20 protein-coding genes are annotated in these 23,803 nt (G+C 67.4%); 4 read left to right on the top strand and 16 right to left on the bottom strand.

The genetic code is table 11. From position 1 onward, the window contains the following. Positions 1 to 4: 4 nt before the first annotated feature. From QTI51_RS00820 to QTI51_RS00805, 4 genes are all read right to left on the bottom strand, one after another. Positions 5 to 2,245, bottom strand: a complete 2,241-nt coding sequence (locus tag QTI51_RS00820; RefSeq protein WP_286513365.1) for a metallophosphoesterase — start codon at positions 2,243 to 2,245, stop codon at positions 5 to 7. Between the two features lie 258 nt (positions 2,246 to 2,503). Continuing rightward, a complete protein-coding gene (locus tag QTI51_RS00815) occupies positions 2,504 to 2,719 on the bottom strand; it encodes a hypothetical protein (protein ID WP_286513367.1) in 216 nt (71 codons plus the stop codon). After that, positions 2,716 to 3,909, bottom strand: coding sequence for a PepSY-associated TM helix domain-containing protein (locus QTI51_RS00810; RefSeq protein WP_286513369.1), 1,194 nt, complete (start codon positions 3,907 to 3,909; stop codon positions 2,716 to 2,718). Before QTI51_RS00810 ends, QTI51_RS00815 begins: the two co-directional genes overlap by 4 nt. Before the next feature lie 29 nt (positions 3,910 to 3,938). Continuing rightward, positions 3,939 to 6,059: a TonB-dependent siderophore receptor gene (locus tag QTI51_RS00805; RefSeq protein WP_286513371.1), complete on the bottom strand. Its 2,121-nt coding sequence runs from the start codon at positions 6,057 to 6,059 to the stop codon at positions 3,939 to 3,941. Positions 6,060 to 6,232: 173 nt separating this feature from the next. On the opposite strand from QTI51_RS00805, the gene QTI51_RS00800 reads away from it, so the two are divergent. Further along, the gene (locus tag QTI51_RS00800; RefSeq protein WP_286513373.1) at positions 6,233 to 7,852 is read left to right on the top strand and encodes a phospholipase D family protein; all 1,620 of its coding nucleotides are present in this window, start codon (positions 6,233 to 6,235) and stop codon (positions 7,850 to 7,852) included. Between the two features lie 42 nt (positions 7,853 to 7,894). Here the strand turns inward: QTI51_RS00800 and QTI51_RS00795 are convergent, their stop codons facing one another. Next, positions 7,895 to 8,650 (bottom strand): sulfite exporter TauE/SafE family protein, encoded by a 756-nt coding sequence (locus tag QTI51_RS00795; RefSeq protein ID WP_286513375.1) that lies wholly within the window; start codon positions 8,648 to 8,650, stop codon positions 7,895 to 7,897. After that, complete coding sequence (gene pyrB / locus QTI51_RS00790) at positions 8,644 to 9,618, bottom strand: aspartate carbamoyltransferase (RefSeq protein WP_286513377.1); 975 nt, start codon at positions 9,616 to 9,618, stop codon at positions 8,644 to 8,646. The genes QTI51_RS00795 and pyrB overlap by 7 nt, the downstream gene beginning before the upstream one ends. A gap of 154 nt (positions 9,619 to 9,772) precedes the next feature. Here pyrB and QTI51_RS00785 point away from each other — a divergent pair, with 154 nt between their 5' ends. Beyond that, entirely contained in the window at positions 9,773 to 10,747 is a 975-nt protein-coding gene (locus QTI51_RS00785; protein WP_286513379.1) for a LysR family transcriptional regulator, read from the top strand. Here QTI51_RS00785 and ertE read toward each other — a convergent pair. After that, entirely contained in the window at positions 10,719 to 11,975 is a 1,257-nt protein-coding gene (gene ertE / locus QTI51_RS00780) for an N-carbamyl-l-glutamate amidohydrolase ErtE (RefSeq protein WP_286513382.1), read from the bottom strand. The genes QTI51_RS00785 and ertE overlap by 29 nt on opposite strands. A gap of 262 nt (positions 11,976 to 12,237) precedes the next feature. Here ertE and QTI51_RS00775 point away from each other — a divergent pair, with 262 nt between their 5' ends. Further along, positions 12,238 to 12,528 carry a co-chaperone GroES gene (locus QTI51_RS00775; RefSeq protein ID WP_056572926.1) on the top strand — a complete coding sequence of 97 codons (291 nt, stop codon included), beginning with the start codon at positions 12,238 to 12,240 and terminating at the stop codon, positions 12,526 to 12,528. A gap of 52 nt (positions 12,529 to 12,580) precedes the next feature. Next, positions 12,581 to 14,236: a chaperonin GroEL gene (groL, locus tag QTI51_RS00770; protein WP_116912242.1), complete on the top strand. Its 1,656-nt coding sequence runs from the start codon at positions 12,581 to 12,583 to the stop codon at positions 14,234 to 14,236. A gap of 192 nt (positions 14,237 to 14,428) precedes the next feature. Here groL and xylB read toward each other — a convergent pair whose 3' ends face one another. The 9 genes from xylB to QTI51_RS00725 form a co-directional block, all read right to left on the bottom strand. After that, the gene (gene xylB / locus QTI51_RS00765) at positions 14,429 to 15,910 is read right to left on the bottom strand and encodes a xylulokinase (protein ID WP_286513386.1); all 1,482 of its coding nucleotides are present in this window, start codon (positions 15,908 to 15,910) and stop codon (positions 14,429 to 14,431) included. Positions 15,911 to 15,937: 27 nt separating this feature from the next. Further along, positions 15,938 to 16,894: an AraC family transcriptional regulator gene (locus QTI51_RS00760; RefSeq protein ID WP_116912244.1), complete on the bottom strand. Its 957-nt coding sequence runs from the start codon at positions 16,892 to 16,894 to the stop codon at positions 15,938 to 15,940. Between the two features lie 26 nt (positions 16,895 to 16,920). Next, entirely contained in the window at positions 16,921 to 17,895 is a 975-nt protein-coding gene (locus tag QTI51_RS00755; protein ID WP_286513389.1) for a carbohydrate kinase family protein, read from the bottom strand. A 33-nt stretch (positions 17,896 to 17,928) separates the two neighbouring features. Further along, on the bottom strand, positions 17,929 to 18,600 hold the full coding sequence (locus QTI51_RS00750; RefSeq protein WP_286513391.1) for a transaldolase family protein: 672 nt from the start codon (positions 18,598 to 18,600) through the stop codon (positions 17,929 to 17,931). A 103-nt stretch (positions 18,601 to 18,703) separates the two neighbouring features. Continuing rightward, on the bottom strand, positions 18,704 to 19,492 hold the full coding sequence (locus QTI51_RS00745) for an L-iditol 2-dehydrogenase (protein WP_116912247.1): 789 nt from the start codon (positions 19,490 to 19,492) through the stop codon (positions 18,704 to 18,706). After that, entirely contained in the window at positions 19,489 to 20,877 is a 1,389-nt protein-coding gene (gene dalD / locus QTI51_RS00740; protein WP_286513756.1) for a D-arabinitol 4-dehydrogenase, read from the bottom strand. Before dalD ends, QTI51_RS00745 begins: the two co-directional genes overlap by 4 nt. Positions 20,878 to 20,956: 79 nt before the next feature. Next, on the bottom strand, positions 20,957 to 21,997 hold the full coding sequence (locus QTI51_RS00735; RefSeq protein ID WP_286513395.1) for an ABC transporter ATP-binding protein: 1,041 nt from the start codon (positions 21,995 to 21,997) through the stop codon (positions 20,957 to 20,959). A gap of 17 nt (positions 21,998 to 22,014) precedes the next feature. Next, the gene (locus QTI51_RS00730; protein ID WP_116912249.1) at positions 22,015 to 22,848 is read right to left on the bottom strand and encodes a carbohydrate ABC transporter permease; all 834 of its coding nucleotides are present in this window, start codon (positions 22,846 to 22,848) and stop codon (positions 22,015 to 22,017) included. A 12-nt stretch (positions 22,849 to 22,860) separates the two neighbouring features. After that, on the bottom strand, positions 22,861 to 23,718 hold the full coding sequence (locus QTI51_RS00725; protein ID WP_116912250.1) for a carbohydrate ABC transporter permease: 858 nt from the start codon (positions 23,716 to 23,718) through the stop codon (positions 22,861 to 22,863). Between the last annotated feature and the right edge of the window lie 85 nt (positions 23,719 to 23,803).

Genomic DNA, 23,803 nt, shown 5'->3' with positions numbered 1-23,803 from the left:
AGGCTCAGAAAGGCGTGGGTGCCGAGCTCAGGTCGGTCAGCTTGTTGGTCTTCAGGTCGATGACGAAGTGCTGCGTGGGCGCGCCCTTGGCGAGCTTGAGCAGGATGTCCATGAGCGGCTTGAAGCGCGCCTGGAACACGGCGTTCACCACGTTGTCGTTCATTACCTGCTGGCTGCCGTTCAGGGCCAGCGTGGCGTTGGTGCCGGCCAGCGCCTGGGCGATCAGCTTGTACTGCCTGGCGCGGTCGGCCGGAATGTCCGCGAACGCCAGGTCGCCGGCATTGGCCAGGCGCACGAAGTCGCCGGCCAGGTCGATGGCCTTCCACTGGTTGAAGTCTTCCAGGCGCATGCCGTTGGCGGCCGCCAGCGCGCGGGCCTTGCCCTCGGCGGCGGCGTAGTCGAGGCCGTAGGCCGCCTGTGCGCTGCCGTCGCCGCCCGCTTCGCCTAGGCAGGCGAAGAAGGCGTTGCTCAGCAGGCCATGGTTGCCGGTGTTGCCCAGCTGCTTGAGCGTGACCTTGGTCTGCAGCTGCGACAGCACCAGCAGGTCGGAGCCGTACAGCGGGCTCTTCACCAGCTCGCGCATCTCGCAGCGCCAGTCGTCGTTCAGCAGGCGCAGGCGCACCAGCTCGGACATGTAGCGCGTGCTGAAGTCGCCGTAGGTCTTGGCGTCCAGGATGCTCTTGTCCCAGAGCACGCCGTTGCTGCCGCCGGGCAGCATGAAGCCGAAGTCGCTGAAGTAGCGGTGCTCCTCGCGGTACAGGTCGAACAACTCGTCGAAGCGCGCCACGTTGTCCAGCCGCACGGTCTGCACGTCGATGTGCGAGGCGTCGTTGAAGGTCAGCAGCTTGTAGGCCGGCACGTAGGCCGCCATCGACGGGGCCTGGATGTTCACCAGCCCGTGGCCGTCGTCGTAGGTGCGCACCGCCGTGTCGTTGAAGTGCATGTGGCCGCCCACGTGCACCTGCAGGCCGGTGTCGGCCAGCGCCTTGGTGACGTCCTCGGTGGGGCGGCGCACCATCTGCATCTTGCCGGCGCCCAGCAGCGCGATGATGTCGTCGGACGCGCCGTTAAAGAACTCGCTCATCGGGAAATGGCTGAAGGCCACGACCTGCTTGCCCTGCTTCTTGCCGCGCGCGACCACGTCTTTCAGCCACGCGATCACGTGCGGCTTGTGGGTCAGCATCTTGTTGTAGCCGGCGTCGCCCGAGCCGTTGAAGTCGTTGGCGCCGGCGCCCGTCGGAACATAGACGTTGGCGTCGATGCCCACCAGCCACAGGCCCTCCACGGGCTCGACCAGGTAGCTGGTGTCGGGCACGTTGCGGCAGAAGGTGTAGCCGTCTTTCTTGTAGGTGCCGCCGGCGCCCTGCGCGCAGATCTCGAACTCGCGCTTGCTCCACACGGCCTGCTCCTTCGCCTTGGCCGCGGTGTAGTCCTGGTAGGTGTAGGTGCTGTAGGGCGTCTCGAAGTAGCGGTAGCCGTCCTTGGGCATGAAGCCGTGCTGGTCGAGGGCCTGGGTGATGCCGGCGTAGCCCAGCTCCTTCACTTCCTCGGTGCAGTACGAGAAGTTGACCTTGGCCCACGCGCCGCTGTAGTTGCCGGCCGCGCAGTCGCCGTTGCCGCCCTTGCTGTAGATGGGCTGCGGAAAGCCGACGCGGCCCGAGTTGGGGTCCAGGCCCAGGTAGTCGTTCTTGCCGCCCGCGCGCTCCAGCGGACGGTTCGGGTCATGGTTGCCGGGCGCGGCGAAGAACTGGATGCCGTGCTTGGCCGCGTAGTCGTCCAGCACCTTCTTCAGGCCGCGCATGTGCACGGGCTGGCCGTCGTCCGAGAAGTCGCCCGGCAGCGCGATGAGCTTCACGCCGCGCGCCACCGCGTCGTCGAGCGCGGTCATGAAGGCGAAGTAGTTTTCGTTGAACAGGCGCGTCGAGGTCATCTGCGCATGCATCAGGCGAATGGTCGCGTTGCGGCCCGACTTCGGGTTGAACACGCCGGGGAACGAGCCGTCCTGGAAGTTGGCGTAGACGTCGTGGAAGTGGATGTCGGGCATGAACGCCACCTGCACCGGCTTGCCGGCGTCGACGACGGGCGGTGCCTCGCCAGGGGCCGGCGCGGGCGTGGACGCCGCGGGCGGAAGAACGATGGCGCCAGGCTGGTTGTCGCTGCCGCCGCAGGCCGCGAGCACCGACAGCACGGCCACCGTGGCGAGCGCCGACGGCGCACGCGACGTGCGAAAAATGGAGAAGGTCATAAAAGGGGAAAAGAGAGTCCGCGAATGAGGGCGAAGCGCCTCGCCTCCCCTTCCCAGGGGTGGCGCAGCGCGGCCGAATCATGCGGGGGCTGTGTGACCTCCCCATGGCGAACGCATGACACGGCAGGCTGACCTGCGACTGACCATGCGAAGGCTTTACACCTTTGCGCACTTGCCTTTGCACCTTCACCTTCGTGCACAAGCAAAACGGCCCGGGCACTGCACGGGCCGCTCGAAAGAAATGAATGCCTGCGGCGGCTAGCGAGCGGGCGACTTTCGCCAGCCGAACCACGCGCAGACGATCACCGGGATGCCCAGCGTGATCCACGCCAGGATGTCGCCCAGCCCGCCGTCGCTGAAGAGCGCGGAAACCAGCCCGACGATCGTCAGCAGGCCCAGCACGATCGGCCAGCCCCACATGCGCCAGAAGCCTTGGTGCTGAGGATGTTGGTGGCTGTGGTGTTGTTGCTTCATGCCTGTGCCTGTGCCTTTGCGGCGGCCGGCGTGGGTTGCGCGGTGTCGGGAACCTGGGGCGGTTCATGCGCCGGGTTTTTCTTGGCCGCGGGCACCGTGTTGCCGCGCTTGAGCCACAGGTACAGGCCGCTGCCCAGCACGATGATGGTCGCGATGTCGAGCAGCGCCCAGATGATCTGCATCGGCATGCCGCCGTAGTCGCCGAAGTGCAGCGGCTGCGACACCAGCAGCGCCGTGAGGTACCACGGCAACTTCGGCGACGCGGTGACCTGCGCGGTCTTGGCGTCCACCAGCACCGGCTGGAAGAGCTTCGAGGTGAAGGGCTCGCTGCCGCGCACGAAGAAGGTGGTGTGGTGCGGGCTGGAGAACGAGGTGCCCGGGAAGGCGATGAACGACAGCTTCATGCCGGGCGCCTGCTGCAGCGCGGCGTCCATCGAGCGCTGCACCGAGGCGCGCTCGTTGACCGCCACCACCGGTTCGTTCTTGTAGGGCGTGAGCAGCGCGCTGAGCTGGTCGTACTGCCAGTACTTGATGAGCAGGTCGGCCCAGGTGTTGATCATGCCGGTGGAGCCCACCACGAACAGCCACACCAGCGTGACCACGCCCAGCAGGTTGTGCAGGTCGAGCCACTTCAGGCGCGAGCGCTTCTCGCGGCGCACCGTGCCGAAGTCGAGCTTGCGCATGAAGGGCGAGTACAGCACCACGCCCGAGACGATGGCCACCAGCAGCAGCAGCCCCATGAAGCCCAGGAAGAGCTTGCCCGGCAGGCCCGCGAACAGGTCGACGTGCAGCTTGAACATGACGTACATGAAGCCCTCGTCGAACTTGGGCTGCGCCAGGATCTGGCCGGTGCGCGCATCGACCGCGATCGACTTGAAGTCGTCCGTGGGCGCCGGCGTGGGCGTGAGCGTGACGAACCACAGGCCGTCGTCGTCCTCGGGCTGCGAGGCGAACTGCACCACGCGGTCGGGGTGCTGCGCCTTGGCGATGTCGAGCACGCGGTCCAGGCTGATGCGCGGCGTGCCGGCCGGCATCTTCGGCGCCTCGACCTCGGTGCCCAGCAGGTGGCCGATCTCGTGGTGGAAGATGAGCGGCAGGCCGGTGAGGCACAGTAGCAGCATGAACACCGTGCACACCAGGCTGCTCCATTTGTGCACCCAGGCCCAGGTCTTGATCTTTCGGCTGTTCATGTCGTGGTGGCTGTTGGGTAAGGCTTATTCTAGAAACGGTACGTGGCGCTGGCGACCACGCTGCGGCGCGCGCCGTACCAGCAGTCGCCACGCGACAGGCAGGTGCTGAAGTAGGTCTTGTCGGTGGCGTTGTTGATGTTCAGCGCATAGCGCCACTTGGCCGACTCGTAGGCCAGCATCAGGTCCACCAGCGTCACCGACGGCACGCGCGGGCCCGCGCTGGTGCCGTCCAGGTCGGTGAAGTTGCTCATGTAGCGCACGCCGGCGCCGGCCGAGAAGCCCGGCACGCCCGCAATGGCGAAGCGGTACTTGCCCCATACCGAGACCTGGTTGCGCGGCTGCTCGGTGAGCTTGTGGTCGACGTCGATGTAGGTGTAGTTGGCAATCAGGTCCAGGTCGCGCGCCAGCGTGGTCTTGAGCTCGAGCTCAACGCCCTTGTTCTTCGTCGAGTCGACCTGGCGGCCGTAGTTGGGGTTGGTGCTGTCGGAGACGACGCGGTTCTTTTCCTTCAGCGAGAAGGCCGAGGCAGTGAAGCTCGTGGCCGAACCCGCGGGCTGGTACTTGACGCCGGCCTCCACCTGCTCGCCGCGCAGCGGCTTGAACAGGTTGCCCTCGACGTTCGTGCCCGCCTGCGGGGTGAACGACTCGGTGTAGCTCAGGTAGGGCGACCAGCCCGAGGGCAGCGTGTACATCACGCCCAGTCGCTTCGAGGTGGCGCTGGTCGTCTCCGAGTCGCTGCCCGCTGTGCCGGAGGTGCTGCGGTCATGGCGCAGCCCGGCCACGAAGATCCAGTTGTCCAGCTTCATCTGGTCCTGCACGTAGACGCCTGCGTTGCGCTGCGTGGTGCGGGGCCGGGCGGCCAGCTCGGTGACGGGCACGTAGCCAATGCCGTAGACGGGGGCATAGGCGTCGATGCTGCTGAACGTGGAGCCTTCGATCTTGTCCTGCCGCTGGCGCGAGTATTCGGCGCCCACCAGGAAGGTGTGGCGCAGCGCGCCGGTGTTGAAGTGACCCTCGACGTGGTTGTCGACGCCGGTCATGCGCGTCCAGGTCAGCGACTTGTCGTTGACACGGCCCAGCAGGCGCTGGCCGACGGGGTCGAGGCCCCAGCCGCCGGGCAGCGAGAAGAAGTCGCCGTAGTGGTAGTGCGAGTCGTTGAACGTGCGCGACATGCGGAAGTTCTGCCGGAACGTCCAGTCGTCGTTGAACTTGTGCTCGAACATCCAGCCGAAGGTCTTGCGTTCGGTGTCGTAGCCGTCGCCCGGCTCGCCGATGAACCGGCTGGACGACAGCGGTCCGTTGACGTTCGGCAGGATGGTGCCCTGCCATGGAAAGAACTGCGAGGTGCTGCCGGTCTTGTCCTTCTGCCACAGGGCCTGCAATGTCAACGAGGTGGCGGCGCTGGGCCGCCAGGTGAGCGACGGCATGACGAGCGAGCGGTCGTCCGGCACATAGTCGACCTGCGTATCGGACTTGCGCTGCAGCGCAACCAGGCGGTACGACCAGTCGCCGTCGGCCGTCAGCGGGCCGGTGAAGTCGGCCTGCACCTGCTTGCGACCGAAGGAGCCGAGCTGCACGCCCACTTCGCGGTACGCCTGCTGCTGCGGCCGCTTGCTGACCATGTTGACCACGCCGCCGGCCGTGCCGGCGCCGAACAGCATGCCGGCCGGCCCGCGCAGCACCTCGAGGCGCTCCAGCGTGTAGGGGTCGGGGCGTGCCGTGGCCGTGTACCAGCCGGAAGAAAAGGTCTGCAGGCCGTCGAGGTAGACCGAGGGATCGCTGCCGCGCACCGAGAAGCTGTCCGAACGCGAGTCCAGGCCGTAGGCGTCGGAGCGCACGCCCGCGGCGTAGGTGAGCGCGTCCTGCAGGTTGGTGGCGCCCTGGTCGACCATCTGGTCGCGCGTGACCACGGTGACGGACTGGGGCGTTTCCGCCAGCGGCGTGTCGGTCTTGGTGGCGGTGACCGCGTTCTTCGCGCGGTACCCGATGACGGCGGAAGTGGCGGTCTCGGCTTCGGCATTGGCGTCGACCCGCACTTCAGGCAACGACCCGGAATTCGCCGTTTGCGCCAGCACTTGGTGCTGTGCGTAGATTGCCAGGCATCCGACCAGCACCGATGCGGCCTTGCGCCGCGCGACCAACTTGCTCATACCCGACATCTCTCCAAATACTATTAAGAACTATTCTCATTTTATTAGCCGAAAGTTAGCGGTTTGGCAATTTCCAACCTGGGCGAAGGGCGTTGCGTTGTGAAATTGCGTCTTTGGTTTGGAGGCGGAGCAGCTACCATGCCGCCCGCACGCCCCGTGCGCTGGCCGCCCTCATGCTCAAGCTCATTGCCTTCCTGTTTCCCGCGTTGCGCGGTCCGGCTCTGCGCCCGATGGCCCTGGCAGCAGTCTTTTTGATGGCCTTCGCGCTGGTCGGCTGCGCCGGCCTGCCGCCGCGCGGCCTCACCGCCGAGGCGCCGACGCTCGCGATTCCGGCCTCCGCCGCCACCGAACTCGGCCGCGCGGCCACGAGCCTGAATTCCCCGCCCGACGGGCTCTCCAGCATGCGCCCGCTGATCGAGGCTTCTTTCGCGCTCGACGCGCGGCTGGAGCTCATGCGCCGCGCCACGTCGTCGCTCGACATCCAGACCTACCAGCTCGGCAACGACAAGACCGGCCGCCTGCTGCTGCGCGAAATGCGCAACGCTGCGCGCCGGGGCGTGCGCGTGCGGCTGCTGCTCGACGACTTCTACACCGCCGGCATGGACCGCCTGTTGCTCGGCCTGGCCGCCGAGCCCAACGCCGAGGTGCGGCTGTTCAACCCGTTCGTGAACGCGCGCGACCATTCGTCGGGCCGCTGGCTGGAGTTCTTCACCGACTTCCGGCGGCTCAACCACCGCATGCACAACAAGCTGTTCGTGGCCGACGGCGCCATGGTCATCGCGGGTGGGCGCAACCTGGCCGACGAATACTTCCTGCGCAGCGAGAGCGCGAACTTCATCGACTTCGAGCTGCTGCTGGCCGGCCCGGTGGTGCCGGAGTCGGCCGCCATCTTCGACACCTACTGGAACAGCGACGTGGTCTACCCGCTGCAGCGGGTGGCCAGCACCAGCCGCACGGCGGCCGAGCTCAAGGCCGATTTCGAGGAGGCCACCTCCCCCGCGCACGCCCCGCCGCCCGACCCGCTGCCCATTACCGACCTGCTGGGCGACCTGCCGCTGGGTGCGCAGCTGGCCAACGTCGGCGAGCTGAAGTGGATGCGCGCCGAGGCCAACGCCACGGCCGACAGCCCCAATAAGGCGCTGGGCGTCATGGCGCACCCCACCGAACCGCTGGCGCAGCGCTTTCATGAAATGGTGGCCACCGCGCAGTCGAACGTGGTGGTGATCTCGCCGTACTTCATTCCAGGCGACGAGGGCATGGAGCGCATCCGCATGGGCCGCGCGCACGGCGTGAACATCACCGTCATCACCAACTCGCTGGCCGACAGCGACGAGCCGCTGGTGAACATCAACTACAACCGCTACCGCGTCGACATGCTCAAGCTGGGCGTGAACCTGTACGAGGTGAGCACGCAGCAGCTGCGCCGCGCCGGGCAGTTTCGCGACCTGCTGAAGAAGGCGCGCGGCCGGCTGCACGCCAAGCTGGCGCTGGTCGACCGGCAGTGGGTGCTGCTGGGCTCGATGAACCTCGACCCGCGCTCCGCCCGGCTGAACACCGAGTTCGGCGTGCGCGTGCGCAGCTTCGACCTGACGCAGGCCCTGCTGTTCGCCTACCAGCTCGACGACATCGAGGGCGTGTACCGCGTGACCCTGAAGCCCGACGGCCAGAACGTGCAATGGGTGGGCACCGGCGACGTGCAGAACGAGGTGCTCGACAGCGAACCCGACTCGAGCATGCTCACGCGGCTGCAGCTGCTGCTGTTCTCGTGGTTCGTGCCGACGGACCAGCTGTAGCAACGGGCCGGCTGCTGCGCGAGCACTGCAGCCGTCCGGCTGCTATCCGGCCACCGCTGCCTCCCACAGCAGCTTGCCTCCCAGCAACAAGGTGAAGGCCAGGAACGCGGCCTTCATGCGCTTCGGGCTCGCCACCCGACCCACCCATGCGCCGAGCCAGCCGCCCACCGCGCAACCGACCAGCAACGGAATGCCCAGCCCGAAGTCGACCGTGCCGCTTGAGATGAAGGTGGTCACCGAGGCCCCGACCACCAGCAGGTTGATGCGCGTCATGACCGCCGCGCTTTCGCTGAAGCTCAGGCCGTAGCAATGCATCAGCGCAAAGATCAGGAAGCTGCCGAAGCCCGCCCCGAAGAAGCCCGAGTACACGCACAGCCCGAAGATCACCGCGACACCCACCGGCGCGGGCGGCAGCCGCGCCTGTGCATCGCGCGGGCGCCGCGAGAAGTCGGTGCGGTGCGTGACCCACAGAATGACGACCATCAGCAGCGCCACCACGATCTTCAGCACCCGGTCGGCAATGCCCACCACCAGCAGCGAGCCCGACACCGACCCGACGACAGCCAGCGGCCAGACCACCCACGGCATCTTCGTGCGCTCGGAGGCATCGCCACGGCGCGCGAGCGAACCGGTCGCGAACGAACCAAGCAGCGCGAACTTGACCGTGGCAATGCTCTGCGCCGCCGGGTGTCCCATGAGCAGCAACAGCGGCACCCCGGCGGTCGCTCCCCCGCCGATGGTGACCGCCACCACGCCGATGAAAAGGCCCAGGCCGGCCAGCACCAGCGCCGTCAGCACGACCTGCCCGCCGCAGAGTTGCCGGCCGCAGAGCCGCCGAAGCTCCGGCCTTTCCAATCGGTCATGCAACGCAGCAGCGTGGCGCTTCGCACGGCCACGCCATGGCGGGCCTGCTGGAAGTATTTGTTCTGCGGGGTTTCGTCGATGTCCACGTCGAGCTCGTCGGTGCGGGGCAGGCAATGCATGACGACCAGCCCCGGCGACGCGCGCGACAGCAGCGCGCGGTGCAAGCGGCATTTCTGCAATTGGCGCAGGTACACGGCCGGGTCGGTGAATTGCTCCTGCTGCACGCGCACCATGTACACCAGGTCGACATGGCCGATCATTTCCTTCATGGATGAATACACCTGCGGCGCCACGCCGTGCAATTTGCCCAGTTGCGGCGGAAATTCGCTGCCTTCGTCGCCGTCGAGGGCCGAATCGACGATATGCAGATGGACGTTGCTGAATTTGCGCAACCCCGCAATCAGCGACCTTGCCGCGCGCGAATACCGGATGCCGCCCGCAATGCCGATGTGCAGGTTGTCGACGCCGCCGAAATGGTCGTGCAGCGTGTAGAGGTCGATCAGGGTCTGCGTCGGATGCTGCACCCGGCCCTCGCCCGCGTTGATGAGCGGCACGCCCACCGTGCCCTTGATGCGGCGCATGACGTTGTCCTCCGCATGGCGGGCGACCACGGCGTCGCAGTAGAAGCCGGCCATGCGCGTGGTGTCGAGCAGGCTTTCGCCCAGTTCGACGCGGGTGTTGCGCACGTCGGAAACGCTCAGCACGCGCGCCCCGAGCCGGTAGGCCGCCGCCTCGAAGCTCAACCGGGTCCGCATGCTGGGCTCGAAGAAGAGCGTGCACACGACCTTGCCGGTCAGCGCGCGCCGGAAGTCTTCGGGCGCGCGCCGTATATGGTCAATGTTAGAAAACAATGTTTCTATTTCGGTCCTGGAAAGATCATCGATGGAAATAAGGTCCTGCATGCCAATCCCCCTGAGCAGTTCTTTTGTTTGAAAACGCGTTCTTGGGGGTCCTAGCATATAAACCGGCCATCTATTTTTTCGACTGGTGTTTTGCTCTTCGCCCCCTGCAAGTGATTCTGTATTCGTTCATGCTTAAAAAATTTCGTGCGCCGTTATGCAATCCATAAAAAACGATTTGGCTCTGTCAATTAATTTCGAACAACTGCGCACTTTTTCACTTGTTCTCGAATTGGGTAGTTTTTCGGCGGCGGCCGAACGGCTCGGCGTGACGCAGCCGGCGGTGAGCGTGCAGGTCAAGCAACTGGAGCGGCGTCTTGGCGTGCGCCTGATCGAACGGGTTGGCCGGCGCGTGGGGCCGACGCCTGCAGGCGCGGACCTGCTGGCCGAATTGCCGAACGTGGCGACGGCGCTGACGAACGCGATCAACGCCGCCACCTTCCATTCGGCCGGCGTGGCGGGCCGCGTGAGGCTGGGCACGGGCGGCACCGGCTGCCTCTACCTGCTGCCGCCGGTGCTGCGGGACCTGCGCGCGCGATACCCGCTGCTGGACATCATCGTCAGCACGGGCAACACCGAGGGCTACGTGCGGCGCGTGGAGGACAACACGGTCGACATCGCGCTGGTCACGCTGCCCGTCGCTTCACGTGCGCTGGCGGTCACGCCCATCCTGCGGGACGAGTTCGTGGCCATCTGCCAGCGCGGCAGCGCCGACTGGCCGGCCGAGGTGTCGGCGGCCACGCTGGGCGCGCTCCCGCTCGTGAAGTTCGTGCCCGGCGCCAGCGCGCGGGGCCTCGTGGACGACTGGCTTCGCCGCGGCGGGCACGCGTCGCCGCCGGTGATGGAGTTCGACAGCGTCGAAGCCATCAAGGAAATGGTGGCGGCCGGGCTGGGCGTCGCCATCCTGCCGAAGATGGCGGTCACGGGGCGCGGCCATCACGCCGAGCTCGACCTGCGGCCGCTCCAGCCGCCGCTGCACCGCACGCTGGCGCTGGTCACGCGCAACGACAAGCCCGTGAGCAAGGGCCTGCGGCAGGTGATCGACGCGGTGGTCGCCGCGGGGCGCGCCGTGGAAGCCGCCAACGGCGAACCGGCGAAAGACGCTACGGTGCCGACGCGTCGAGCACCCTGAGCGTTTCGGCCAGCACGCGGGTGCCGGCGGCCACCTGCTCCTTGCTCGCCCACTCTTCCTGGCAGTGGCTGCGCCCGTCGAGGCAGGGGATGAAGATCATGCCCATGGGCCCGGTCGCCGCCACGTGCATGGCGTCGTGGCCGGCGCCGCTGGGGAGCGCCCTGTGCGGCAGCGCGAGGCGGTCGGCCGCGCGGGCCACGGCCTGCATGACGAGGTCGCTGCACTTCGTGGGCGGCGTGCGGGTCAGCGGCGCGGCGCTGCAGCTGACCCGCAACTGCCGCAGGTCGTCGCTGCACAGCGCGATGGCACGCTCCGGAAACTCGTCGAGCACCGCCTGCGCGTTGCTGCGCACCTCGAGCACCATGTCGACCCGGCCGGGCACGGCGTTGGGCACGTTGGGGCTCATCGAAATGCGCCCGATGGTCGCCACCACGTAGTGCGGCTGGCCGTCCATGGCGCTGGCTTCGCGGTGCACCGCGTCGATCAGCCGGGCCGCGCCCACCAGCGCATCGCGGCGGATGTCCATCGGCGTGGTGCCGGCGTGGTCGGGCTGGCCGGTCACGGTGAGGGCCACGCGGCGGATGCCCACGATGTCGGTGACCACGCCGATGGGCAGCCCCTCACGCTCGAGCACGGGGCCTTGCTCGATGTGCAACTCGACGAAGGCGGCGACCCCGCCTGGGCCCCTGGCGGCGCCGGCCAGCGCGTCGGGCCGGGCGCCGATGCGCTGCATGGCCTGGGCGAGGCTTTCGCCGGCCTCGTTGCAGGCGGCGAGCATGGCGTCGTCCAGCGTGCCGGCGAAGGCGCGGCTGCCCACGCACGAGATGCCGTAGTCGCTGGGCTCCTCGGACAGGAAGTCGACCACTTCGAGCGGATGGCGCAGCACCACGCCCGATTCGTGCAGCGACTGCGCCACCTCGAGCCCCGCGAGCACGCCCAGGATGCCGTCGAAACGACCGCCGCCCACCACGGTGTCGCAGTGCGAGCCGGTCACCAGCGGCGCCAGCCCGGGTTGGCTGCCTTCGCGCCGGCCGGTCAGGTTGCCGGCGGCGTCGAGGTGCACGGCGAGCCCGGCTTCCTCGCACTGGCCGCGCAGCCACTGCCGGGCGCGCTCGAATTCGGGCGAGAAGGCGCGTCGGGTCCAGGGAACGTCGGGGCGGGTGAAGGAAGCGAGGGTTTCGAGCCGATGCCAAAGGCGCTCGGGCTGGATGGAGAGGATTGGAGGCATCCCCGTATGGTGGACGGGCCAGCGCTTTCTTTGAAGCGGGGACGGGTAATGCAAGCCATAAAGCACTCTTTCAGACGCCTTGGCCGAAGCCGTTGAAGCCGCCGGGGCATTTCCCTGCCCTTGAAACGTCATCGATTGCCCTTATGATTAGCACTCGCTGTTGATGAGTGCTAACAGCCACTCGCTTCCAGTCGAATGGGCGCCCCGGCCTTGTCCGGTGCCCGACCACAAACCCGTTTCTTATCCATATCCAGGAGATGCAATGAAACTTCGTCCTTTGGCCGATCGCGTGATCGTCAAGCGTGTTGACAGCGAAACCAAGACCGCCTCCGGCATCGTCATCCCCGACGCAGCCGCCGAAAAGCCCGATCAGGGCGAAGTCCTGGCCGTGGGCCCGGGCAAGCGCAACGACAAGGGCGAACTGGCCGCACTGACCGTCAAGGTCGGCGACCGCGTCCTGTTCGGCAAGTACAGCGGCCAGACCGTCAAGGTCGATGGCGACGAACTGCTCGTGATGAAGGAAGACGACCTGTTCGCAGTCGTCGAGAAGTAAGCCTTCTCCCTTCCGATTCATTCAAATCCAATCCTTTCGGAGTTAATTCATCATGGCAGCAAAAGACGTAGTCTTCGGCGGAGAAGCCCGCGCACGCATGGTCGAGGGTGTGAACATCCTGGCCAACGCAGTCAAGGTCACCTTGGGCCCCAAGGGCCGCAACGTGGTGCTCGAACGCTCGTTCGGCGCCCCCACCGTGACCAAGGACGGCGTGTCGGTCGCCAAGGAAATCGAACTCAAGGACAAGCTGCAGAACATGGGCGCCCAGCTCGTGAAGGAAGTGGCCTCCAAGACTTCGGACAACGCCGGTGACGGCACCACCACCGCGACCGTGCTGGCACAAGCCATCGTTCGCGAAGGTTTCAAGCTGGTGGCTGCCGGCATGAACCCGATGGACCTGAAGCGCGGCATCGACAAGGCTGTCACGGCCCTGGTCGCCGAGCTGAAGAAGGCTTCCAAGCCCACCACCACCTCCAAGGAAATCGCGCAAGTCGGCTCCATCTCGGCCAACAGCGACGAAACCATCGGCAAGCTCATCGCTGACGCGATGGACAAGGTCGGCAAGGAAGGCGTGATCACCGTGGAAGACGGCAAGTCGCTGGACAGCGAACTCGACGTCGTCGAAGGCATGCAGTTCGACCGCGGCTACCTGTCGCCCTACTTCATCAACAACCCCGAGAAGCAATCGGCGCTGTTGGACAACCCCTTCGTGCTGCTGTTCGACAAGAAGATCAGCAACATCCGTGACCTGCTGCCGGTGCTGGAGCAAGTCGCCAAGGCTGGCCGTCCGCTGCTGATCATTGCCGAAGAAGTCGAAGGCGAAGCCCTGGCTACGCTGGTCGTGAACACGATCCGCGGCATCCTGAAGGTCGTGGCCGTGAAGGCTCCTGGCTTCGGCGACCGCCGCAAGGCCATGCTGGAAGACATCGCCATCCTGACGGGCGGCAAGGTCATCGCTGAAGAAGTGGGCCTGACGCTCGAAAAGGTGACGCTGGCCGACCTGGGCCAAGCCAAGCGCATCGAAGTGGGCAAGGAAAACACGATCATCATCGACGGCGCCGGCGCTGCTGGTGACATCGAAGCCCGCGTGAAGCAAGTGCGCGTTCAGATCGAAGAAGCGACCAGCGACTACGACCGTGAAAAGCTGCAAGAGCGCGTGGCCAAGCTGGCCGGCGGCGTGGCAGTGATCAAGGTCGGCGCTGCCACCGAAGTCGAAATGAAGGAAAAGAAGGCTCGCGTGGAAGACGCCCTGCACGCTACCCGCGCTGCAGTGGAAGAAGGCGTCGTGGCTGGCGGCGGCGTGGCTCTGCTGCGTGCCAAGCAAGCTGTGGGCACCTCGGTCAAGGGCGACAACGCCGACCAGGAAGCCGGCATCAAGCTCGTGCTGAAGGCCATCGAAGCGCCCCTGCGCGAAATCGTGAACAACGCCGGCGGCGAAGCCTCGGTGGTGGTGAACGCTGTGTTGGCCGGTTCGGGCAACTACGGCTTCAACGCTGCGAACGACACGTACGGCGACATGCTCGAACTGGGCATCCTGGACCCGACGAAGGTCACCCGCACCGCACTGCAGAACGCCGCTTCGGTGTCCTCGCTGCTGCTGACGACCGAAGCCATGGTTGCTGACGCACCCAAGGACGAGTCGGGTGCTGGCGGCGGCGGCATGCCCGACATGGGTGGCATGGGCGGCATGGGCGGCATGGGCATGTAATTTCGCTCGCCCCCAGGGGGAGTTGGCTCGCCCCCAGGCTGCGCGGCACTTCGTGTCCGCTACGCCAACCCCCTACCGGGGGCAACACCTGCGGCCCGGCAAAGCCGGTTCCGCGGTGTTTCGCGAATTAAAAAAACCCGTCTTGCGACGGGTTTTTTTATGGGCGCTCGGAATGTTGCTGGAGCCCGTCGGCTAATAGAACTGGTCTTTCAGCGCGGCGTAGAGCGCCTGGAACCGCGCATGGCGCGCCTTGTGGCCCTCGGCCCCGTCCCTCGACGGCACCAACGCCTGCTTCACCGGCGGCAGCGTGCACACCTCCGCCACGGCGCCACCATCGGCCAGCCACGCCAGGCGCGCCGCGCCCAGCGCACCGCCGGTCTCGCTGCCTGCGTACAGCGTGAGCGGCACCCCGAAGATGTCGGCCAGCAACTGTCCCCACCACACGCTGCGCGCACCGCCGCCCACCAGCGCGACTTCGCGCAGCGGCATGTCAGCCGGCAGGCGCAGGGTGTTGAAGCCGTCGCGCAAGCCGAAGCTCACGCCCTCGACCACCGCGTAGGCAATTTCCGCGGGGCCGTGCGCATGCGTCAGGCCGAACAGCACGCCCTGCGCATTCGCGTTGTTGTGCGGCGAGCGCTCGCCCGACAGGTACGGCAGGAACAACGGGCAACGCGCACGCTGGTCGGCCCCGACGGAAGCCGCCGCCTCGAGCAGCGCGGATTCGTCGGCGAACCTGAACGTCTTCGCGGCCCAGCTCACGGCGCTGGCGGCCGAGAGCATCACCGACATCTGGTGCCAGCGCCCGGGCAGCGCGTGGCAAAACGCATGCATGGCCTGCGCGGGGTTCGGCAGGAAGCGGTCGGTCGACACGAACACCACGCCCGAGGTACCCAGCGAGACAAAGCCCTGCCCCGGCTCCACCAGCCCCATGCCGACCGCGCTGGCGGCGTTGTCGCCCGCGCCGCCGGCAATCAGCACCTCGCTCTGGCCTTGGCCCGTCCCGAGGCCCCAGCGCGCGGCCAGCTCGGGCTTGAGCCGCGCAGACACCTGGCTGCCCTCGACCAGCCGCGGCATGTGCGCGCGCGTGAGGCCAGTCGCGGCCAGCAGCTCATCGGACCAGTCGCGCGCGCCCACGTCGAGCCACAGCGTGCCGGCCGCGTCCGACATCTCGCTGACCGCCTCGCCGCTGAGCATGAAGCGCAGCCAGTCCTTCGGCAGCAGCACGCGTGCCGTGCGCGCGAACACCTGCGGCTCGTGCTCGCGCACCCACATCAGCTTGGGCGCGGTGAAGCCCGGCATCGCAAGGTTGCCCGCGATATCGCCGAGCCGCGGCACGGCGCGCGTGAGCGCCTCGCACTGGGCGGCGCTGCGGCCGTCGTTCCACAGGATGGCGGGACGCAGCACTTCGCCTGCCGCATCGAGCAGCGTGGCGCCGTGCATCTGGCCCGACAGGCCGATGGCGCGCACCGCGGCGAGTTCTTCGGGGTGCGACTTGCCGAGCGCGCGCATCACCTCTTCCAGCGCCTGCCACCACTGCTGCGGCGCCTGCTCGGACCACAGCGGTTGCGGCCGCTCGACCGTGAGCGGCGCGCGCGCCACGCCCACGATGCGGTGATCGTCGGCGAGCAGCAGCGCCTTCAGCTCGGACGTGCCGAGGTCGAGTCCCAGATACAAGATGAACCTCCTGGAAAACAGGAATGCTCAGGACGGCAGGCCGCTGCCGAAGCGCGTGTCGGCCTGCTTCCTGAACTCGCTCGGCGTCATTCCCTTGATCTCGAGAAAGCGCCGGTTGAAATTGGCCACGTTGTTGAAGCCCACCTGGTAGCAGATGTCCGTCACGTAGTGATCGGTCTGCATCAGCAGGTGGCAGGCGCTGTTGATGCGCACGCGGTTGACGAAGTCGGTGAAGCTGTTGCCCGTGGAACGCCTGAAGAAGCGGCTGAAGCGGCTCTCGCTCATGCCCAGCTCGGCGGCCACGTCCGACATGGAGATCGACTCCGCCATGTTGTTGGTGATGCGGTTGACGATGCCGTTGATCTGGTCGACCTGCGCGTCGCCGTCCGCGCCCTGTGCACCTTGCATCTGCACGCTCGACAGCAGTCGGTAGTCGGTGCAGTCGGCCAGGTCCGCCAGGAACTCGCAGAACAGGCCCAGCCGGCGCACGCCGCGCGCGGCCTTGATGTGGTCCCAGTGGCTCTGCGCCTGCTGCGACATGCCGAAGAACTCGATGCCGTGGCGCGCGCGCTCCAGCAGCTGCATCACCTCGCGCAGCTCCGGAATCTCGGCGGCGGCGCGCTCGATGGGTTCATGGCGAAACTGGATCACCCGGTCGCGCCCGGCGGCGCCGCCTTCGGGCACGTCGAGCGAGATCCAGTTGTGCGGCAGCCGCGGGCCGCACAGCACCAGGTGCCCGGGCTGGAACGGGCCGATCCAGTCGCCGATGAAGGCCTTGCCCGAGGTCTCGGTGATCAGGTGCAGCTCGTAGTCTTCATGGAAGTGCCATCGCACCAGCGGGCTGGGAAAGCCGTGCGCCAGGCAGCGCACCAGGCCGGTTTCTTCGGGCGCCTCGTAGCCCAGCGAAGGGGAGCGCGCAAAGTCGCGCTCCAGCTCGGGCTGGCGTTGGCGGGGAATCGAACGCTTGCGTGTGGACGTCGTCATGGCAGCAACGGTTCAGGCCGCACGGCTCAGGGCCGGGAGGCAGGTTCGGCAGCGGAATTCTGTGCCTGCGCGAGCGCGGCGTGAACCGCGACCAGCGTCGGTGGGTCCGCACCCTCGCGGGTGCAGTTCAGGGCGGCGGCGGTGGCGGCAAAGCCCATCACCTCGCGCCAGGTCTCGTCGCTCAGCCCGGCGAGCTGCGCAGGCTGCTCCACGCCGTGCGCCAGCAGCGACACCGACAGCCCGGCCGTGAAGGTGTCGCCCGCGCCGATGGTGTCCACCACCTGCACGCGCGGCGCGGCCACGGCAATGGCTTCATGCCCCGTGCGCCACAGCGTCGCGCCGTCGCCGCCCCGCGTGACGATCACGGCGCGCGCGCCGGCCTGCAGGATCTGCGCGGCCAGCGCATCGACCGGTTGCCCCGGCGCCAGCAGTTCCGCGTCTTCGTCGCTGAGCTTCACCAGGTCGGCCAGCGCGAACCAGCCGGACACGCGCTCGCGGTAGGAGGCCATGTCCGGAATCAGGCTGGGCCGCACGTTGGGGTCGAACACGATCACGCAGCGGCCCCTGCTCGCCGCGATCAGGTCGGCGATGCGCGTGGCGGCCGGCTGCTGCAGCAGCGAGATCGAGCCGAAGTGCAGGAAGCGGCAGTCCGCCGGCAGCTGCGGCAGCGGCTCGGGCGCCCAGGTGGCGTCGGCGCTGCCGCTTGTGTAGAACGCGTAGCGGTTGGTCTGCGGCGTGCGTTCGACGAAGGCCAGCGTCGAGGGCGCGTTGCTGCGCAGGACGAAGCTCGTGTCCACGCCGTTGCGTTGAAGAAAACCCATCAGCCGCTCGCCGAACAGGTCGGTCGACAGCTGCGTGAAAAAGCCGGTAGGCTGCCCGAGCCGGGCACAAGCCACTGCCGTGTTGAGCGGCGAGCCGCCCTCGTGCCCCAGGAAGGCCAGGGTGCCGGCCTCGCTGGCGGTGAAATCGATGAGGGCTTCGCCCGTGAGTGCTATGCGCATGGTGTCTGGATTCTGGGTCACTGTGTCATGGGCTCAAGGCAAGCTGCCCGCGTCGGCCAGGAAGCCGCGCTCGGCGGCCAGCGTGGCCGGGTGGTCGAGCAGCTCCGCGAACAGCCGCGGCGGAATGGTGATGGCACCCACGCCGAGGCCCAGCAGCGAAAGATACGCCTCGCGCGAACGAATGCTCGCCACCAGCAGCCGTGTGCCCGACGAAGGCCGTTGCGCGACCAGCGATTGCATCTGCGCGATCAGCGCCAGCCCGTTCACGCCCGAGTCCTCGAGCCGCCCGAGATACGGCGCCGCATAGGCTGCGCCCAGCTGCGCCGAGAAGTGCGCCTGCTCGGGCGCGTACACCGCCGTGAACGTCACGGGCACGCCCTGCGCGATGAGCTGTGCGCCGGCATCGAGGCCCTGGCGCGTGGCGGGAATCTTGACCACCAGTTGGCCGCGGTCGAACTGCGGCAGCAGCGCATGCGCGTCGTCGAGCATGCCGTCGACCTCGCTCGAATGCACCTGGGCCTGCACTTGCCGTGCCCCGAGTTCGATGCAGCGTTTCAGCAGCCCCGGCAAGGCCGCACGCCCGATGCCTGCGCGCAGCAGCAGCGTCGGGTTGGTGGTCACGCCGTGCACCACGGGGTGCGGCAGGCAGGCCTGCAGTTCTTGCAGGTCGGCGCTGTCCAGGTACAGGTGGAAGTCTTCTGTCATGGCTTTTGTTGTGCCGAAAGTGCCAGTGCGTTCGGGGACGGGTGAACAGGCCGCCCCGAACCACGCGCGCAAGAAACATCGCGAAGAAACAAAAGGCACCTCATCAACTCATGACGTTGCCGCCATCCACATTCAAAGTCTGCGCAGTGATGTAGCGCGCCTCGTCGCTCGCAAGAAACACCGCGGCCCCCGCGATGTCGCCAGGAAGCCCCATGCGCCCGAGCGGCACCGCCAGCCCGACCTGCCGCTTCTTCTCCCCGGGCTGCAGTCCCTCGGCCTTGGCGAACAGGCTGTCGACGTGGTCCCACATCGGCGTGTCGACCACGCCCGGCGAGATGCCGTTCACCCGTATGCCGTGCGGCGCCATGGCCAGCGCGGCGCTCTGCGTGTAGCTGATGACGGCCGCCTTGGTCGCGCAGTAGTGCGACACCAGCGCCTCGCCGCGGCGCCCCGCCTGCGAGGCCATGTTGATGACCGATGCGCCCTGCGTGCCGGCCTCGACCATGTGGCGCAACACCGCCTGCATCACGAAGAACATGCCCTTCACGTTGACCGCGAACAGCCGGTCGAACGAGGCCTCGTCGCTGTCGAGCAGCGGCGCCAGGTCGAACACGGCCGCGTTGTTGAACAGTGTGTGCACCGGCCCGAAGGCGACCTGCGCCTCGGCCAGCATGTGCGTGATGGCCTGCGTGTCGGTCACGTCGGCGGCGATGTAGGCGAGCGTGTCGGGGTGGCTCTGCTGCAGCACGCGCACGGCCTCCGGCGCGGCGGTGGCGCGGTCGATCACCGTGCAGCGCGCGCCCTCGGCCATGCAGGCCTCGGCCACGGCCAGGCCGATGCCGCCGCCCGCGCCGGTCAGCAGCACATGCTTGTCTTGCAGGCGGCCGCTCATGGCGTGCCCTGGGTGTCGACAAAGCGCGCCACGCGTTCGCTCGCGCGGCGCACCGCATCGACCAGGCGCGCGTCGCCCGCGGTGTGGCCCCACAGGCCCGCGTCCGCGCACAGGGCCAGCACCGGGTCGGCCGCATCGCAGATCGCATGCGCCACCGCTTCGTCCATGCCCTGGTCCTGGTACGTATACGGCAGCGCACCCCGGTGCCAGCGCTGCAGGAAGGCGAGGAACAGCGCGGGCAACATCGCCACGCTGTCGATGCCCGCGCCCGCTGCGAGACGCTCGCGCACCGTGGGCGCGATGAAGCCCGGAATCTTCGAGAAGCCGTCCGCCGCCACGCGCTGGTTGGTGTCGCGGATGGCGGGGTTGCCGAATCGGTCGAGCACCACGTCGCGGTAGCCCGCCAGGTCGATCGGGCTCGGCGTCAGGCACGGAATGACATCGTCGGTGACATAGTCGAAGGCCATCTTCCGGATGGCCGCGTCGTGCGTGCCCTCGTGGATGAAGTTCAGCCCCACCAGCGTGCCCGCCCAGGCAATGCAGCTGTGCGTGGCGTTGAGGATGCGGATCTTGGCCTCTTCGTACGGCTGCACCGACGCGACCAGCTCCGCGCCCACGCGCTCCCACTCTGGCCGGCCGGCCGCGAAGTTGTCTTCGACCACCCACTGGATGAAGCTCTCGCCGGTGATGGCGGCGGCATCGTCGCGGCCGGTGGCGGCCTGCACGCGCGCGCGCAGTTCGGGCGGCGGGCGCGGCGTGATGCGGTCGACCATGGCGTTGGGGCAGCGCGTGTTCGCGTTCACCCAGGCCAGCAGGTCGGTGTCGCCCGCGAGCGCGATGAACTCCAGCAGCCCGGCGCGAAAGCGGTCGCCGTTGTGGCGCAGGTTGTCGCAGTTCAGCAGCGTGATGGCGCCGGCGTCGGCCGCCTTGCGCGCGCGAAGAATGGCGCACACCGCGCCGTAGACGGTCACGTTGTCGCCGCCGGACTCGCCCTTGCGCGCGCGCTCCACGTCGGCCGCCAGCTCGGCGAACGACAGGTCCAGCTTGTCCTTGTTGTCGAGGTAGTAGCCCGCTTCGGTCACGGTGAACGACACGATGCGCGTGCCGGGTGCCGCGCCGCGCGCGACCACGCTGGCCAGCGAGGACTCCCAGGCCAGCACCTCGCGGATGGCCGTGATTTCCTCGTAGCGGTACTCGCCCGCGGGCGACACGGTTTCCAGCGTATAGCGCCCGCCCTGCGCCTGCAGCGCCGCGACGACGTCGGCCATGTCCGGGCGGATGTTGGCGCCCGACAGCGACCAGCGGGTGTCGCCCGCGTCGATCAGCCGCTGCAGGTACACCGCCTGGTGCGCGCGATGGAACGAGCCCAGGCCGAGATGAAGCACCGTGAACTCCGAGGGAGCCGGTGGAATGTGCGCGATGGTCACGGCAATGTCCGTTGAAATGGCGTTGAAAGATTCGGAGTCACGCACCGACCGAGCGGCCTTCGCGGTTGAACAGGTGGAGCACCGAGGGGTCGAGCTCCACCGCCACGTCATCGCCCGCCTGCAGCGGCGTGCGGTCGTTCTGGCGCGCGATGAGCGGCACGCCGCCCACGTCGACGTGAATGAGCGTGTCGGCGCCCAGCGCCTCGATGAGCTCCACGCGGCCCTGCACGTCGCTCACCGGCGCGCCCTGCTTCGGATGCACGCGCAGCCCTTCGGGGCGCACGCCCAGGAAGCCGTCGGCGGGCAGCTTGCCGCCCGTGGCCGCCGAGAAGCTGGGAATGGCGGCGGCCGCCACCATGTTCATCGACGGCATGCCGATGAACTGCGCGACGAACTGGTTGGCCGGGTGGTCGTACAGCTCCAGCGGCGTTCCCACCTGTTCGATGAGCCCGTCCTTCAGCACCACCACGCGGTCGGCCAGCGTCATGGCCTCCACCTGGTCGTGCGTCACGTAGATGGTGGTGGCGCCCAGCGCGCGGTGCAGCTTGTGGATTTCCACGCGCGTGTTGCCACGCAGCGCCGCGTCGAGGTTCGACAGCGGCTCGTCGAACAAGAACACCTTGGGCGCGCGCACGATGGCGCGCCCGATGGCCACGCGCTGGCGCTGGCCGCCCGACAGGTCCTTGGGCGTGCGGTCAAGGTACTGCGTGAGGTTGAGCGTCTTGGCCGCGTACTCGACCTTGGTCTTGATCTCGTCCTTGGGCACGCCCGCCAGCTTCAGCGCGAACGACATGTTGTCGTACACGCTCATGTGCGGGTAGAGCGCGTAGCTCTGGAACACCATGGCCAGGTCGCGCTTGCCCGACGGGGTCCAGGTGATGTCCTTGCTGTCCAGCAGCAGGTTGCCGCTGGTGATGGGCTCCAGCCCGGCAATGAGCCGCAGCAACGTCGACTTGCCGCAGCCCGAGGGCCCGACGAAGACGATGAACTCGCCCTTGGCGATCTGCAGGTCGACGCCCTTGATGATGTCGACGTCGCCGAAGCTTTTCTTGATGTTCTTGAGTTCGAGGTAGGCCATGAGATGTCTCCCTTTCTTTACTTGACGGCGCCGAAGGTCAGGCCCTGCACGAGCTGCTTCTGGCTGAACCAGCCGAACACGACGATGGGCGCGATGGCCATCAGCGACGCGGCCGACAACTTGGCCCAGAACAGGCCCTCGGGGCTGGAATACGAGGCGATGAGCGTGGCCAGCGTGCCGGCCTTGGCCGAGGTGAGGTTGAGCGCCCAGAAGGCCTCGTTCCAGCTCAGCACCAGGCACAGCAGGCCGGTCGATGCGAGCCCGCCCACCGACAGCGGCAGCACCACGTGGCGGAACTCGGTCCACAGGTTGGCGCCGTCCATGCGCGCGGCCTCCAGGATCTCGTTCGGAATGTCCTTGTAGGCGCTGTACAGCATCCACACCATGATCGGCAGGTTCGACAGCGTGAACACGATGGTGAGCGCGGTGAGCGAGTCGAGCATGCCCGCGGTCTGCGCGATGACGTAGATGGGCACCAGCGCGCCCACGGCCGGCATCATCTTGGTGGAGAGCATCCACATCAGGATGTCGCGCGTTTTCTTCGTGCGGAAGAAGGCCATCGAGTACGCCGCGGGCGCCGCGATCAGCAGGCCCAGGATGGTCGAGCCCAGGCTGGTGATGAGCGAGTTGCGCGCGTAAAGCAGGTAGTCGCTGCGGCGCTGCACCTCGCCGAAGTTGTCGAGCGTGGGCTCGAAGATGAACAGCGGCGGCACGTGGATGGCCTGCAGCTCGGTCTTGAAGGCCGTGAGGAACAGCCAGCCGAGCGGAAAGAACAGCACGAGCGTGACGGCCCACGCACCCACGGTGCGAATGGCCTGCGGCAGGAAGTTGCTGGGAGCTTGTTGTTGCATGACGTGTGCGCCTCAGTCGAGGTTCTTGCCGATGATTCGGATGAGGAACACGGCCACGATGTTGGCCAGCACCACCGCGAAGAGCGCACCGGCAGAAGCCACGCCCACGTCGAAGTTCATGAGCGACTGCTTGAAGATCATGTAGGTCATGTTCGTGCTCTCGTTGCCCGGGCCGCCGTTGGTGGTGATGGCGATCTCGGCGAACACGCTGAGCAGGAAGATCATCTCGATCATGATCACCACGGCCATCGGGCGGCCCAGGTGCGGAATGGTGAGATAGAAGAAGCGCTGGAACGCGCTGGCGCCGTCCATGCGCGCGGCCTCCATCTGCTCGCGGTCCAGCGACTGCAGCGAGGTGATGAAGATCAGGCAGGCGAAGGGCAGCCACTGCCAGGCCACCATGATGATCACCGACAGCAGCGGCACGTCGGTGAGCCAGTCCACCGGCTGCGCGCCGAAGAAGCGCCACAGGTCGGCCAGCACGCCGTAGATGGGGTTCATCATCATGTGCTTCCACAGCAGCGCGTTCACCGCGGGCATGACGAAGAACGGCGAGATGAGCAGCACCCGCACGATGCCGCGCCCCGGAAACGGCTCGTTCACCAGCAGCGCGAGCAGCACGCCGAACACCACCGTGATGACGATCACGCTGCCGATGAGCAGCAGCGTGTTCCAGGTGGCCGGCCAGAAGTCGGGATCGGTGACGAAGTAGTGAAAGTTCTCGAGGCCCGCGAAGGTGCGCTCGCCGGGCTGCATGAGGTTGTAGTTGACGAACGAGAAGTACAACGTCATCAGCAGCGGCACGATCATCCACAGGAAGAGCGTGAGCACCGCGGGCGCCATGAGGGCGCGGGGCAGGAGTCTTTTCATTGTGTGTTCCTCTCTGGGGCTGTTGCCCCCTCTCCCGCGTGGCGGGAGAGGGTTGGGGTGAGGGCAAGCGACGCCGGCGGTGGGC

It is taken from the genome of Variovorax sp. J22G73 (assembly GCF_030317035.1).
In the GTDB taxonomy this organism is placed as follows: Bacteria; Pseudomonadota; Gammaproteobacteria; order Burkholderiales; family Burkholderiaceae_C; genus Variovorax.
This window is presented reverse-complemented; position numbering and strand designations above follow the sequence as displayed.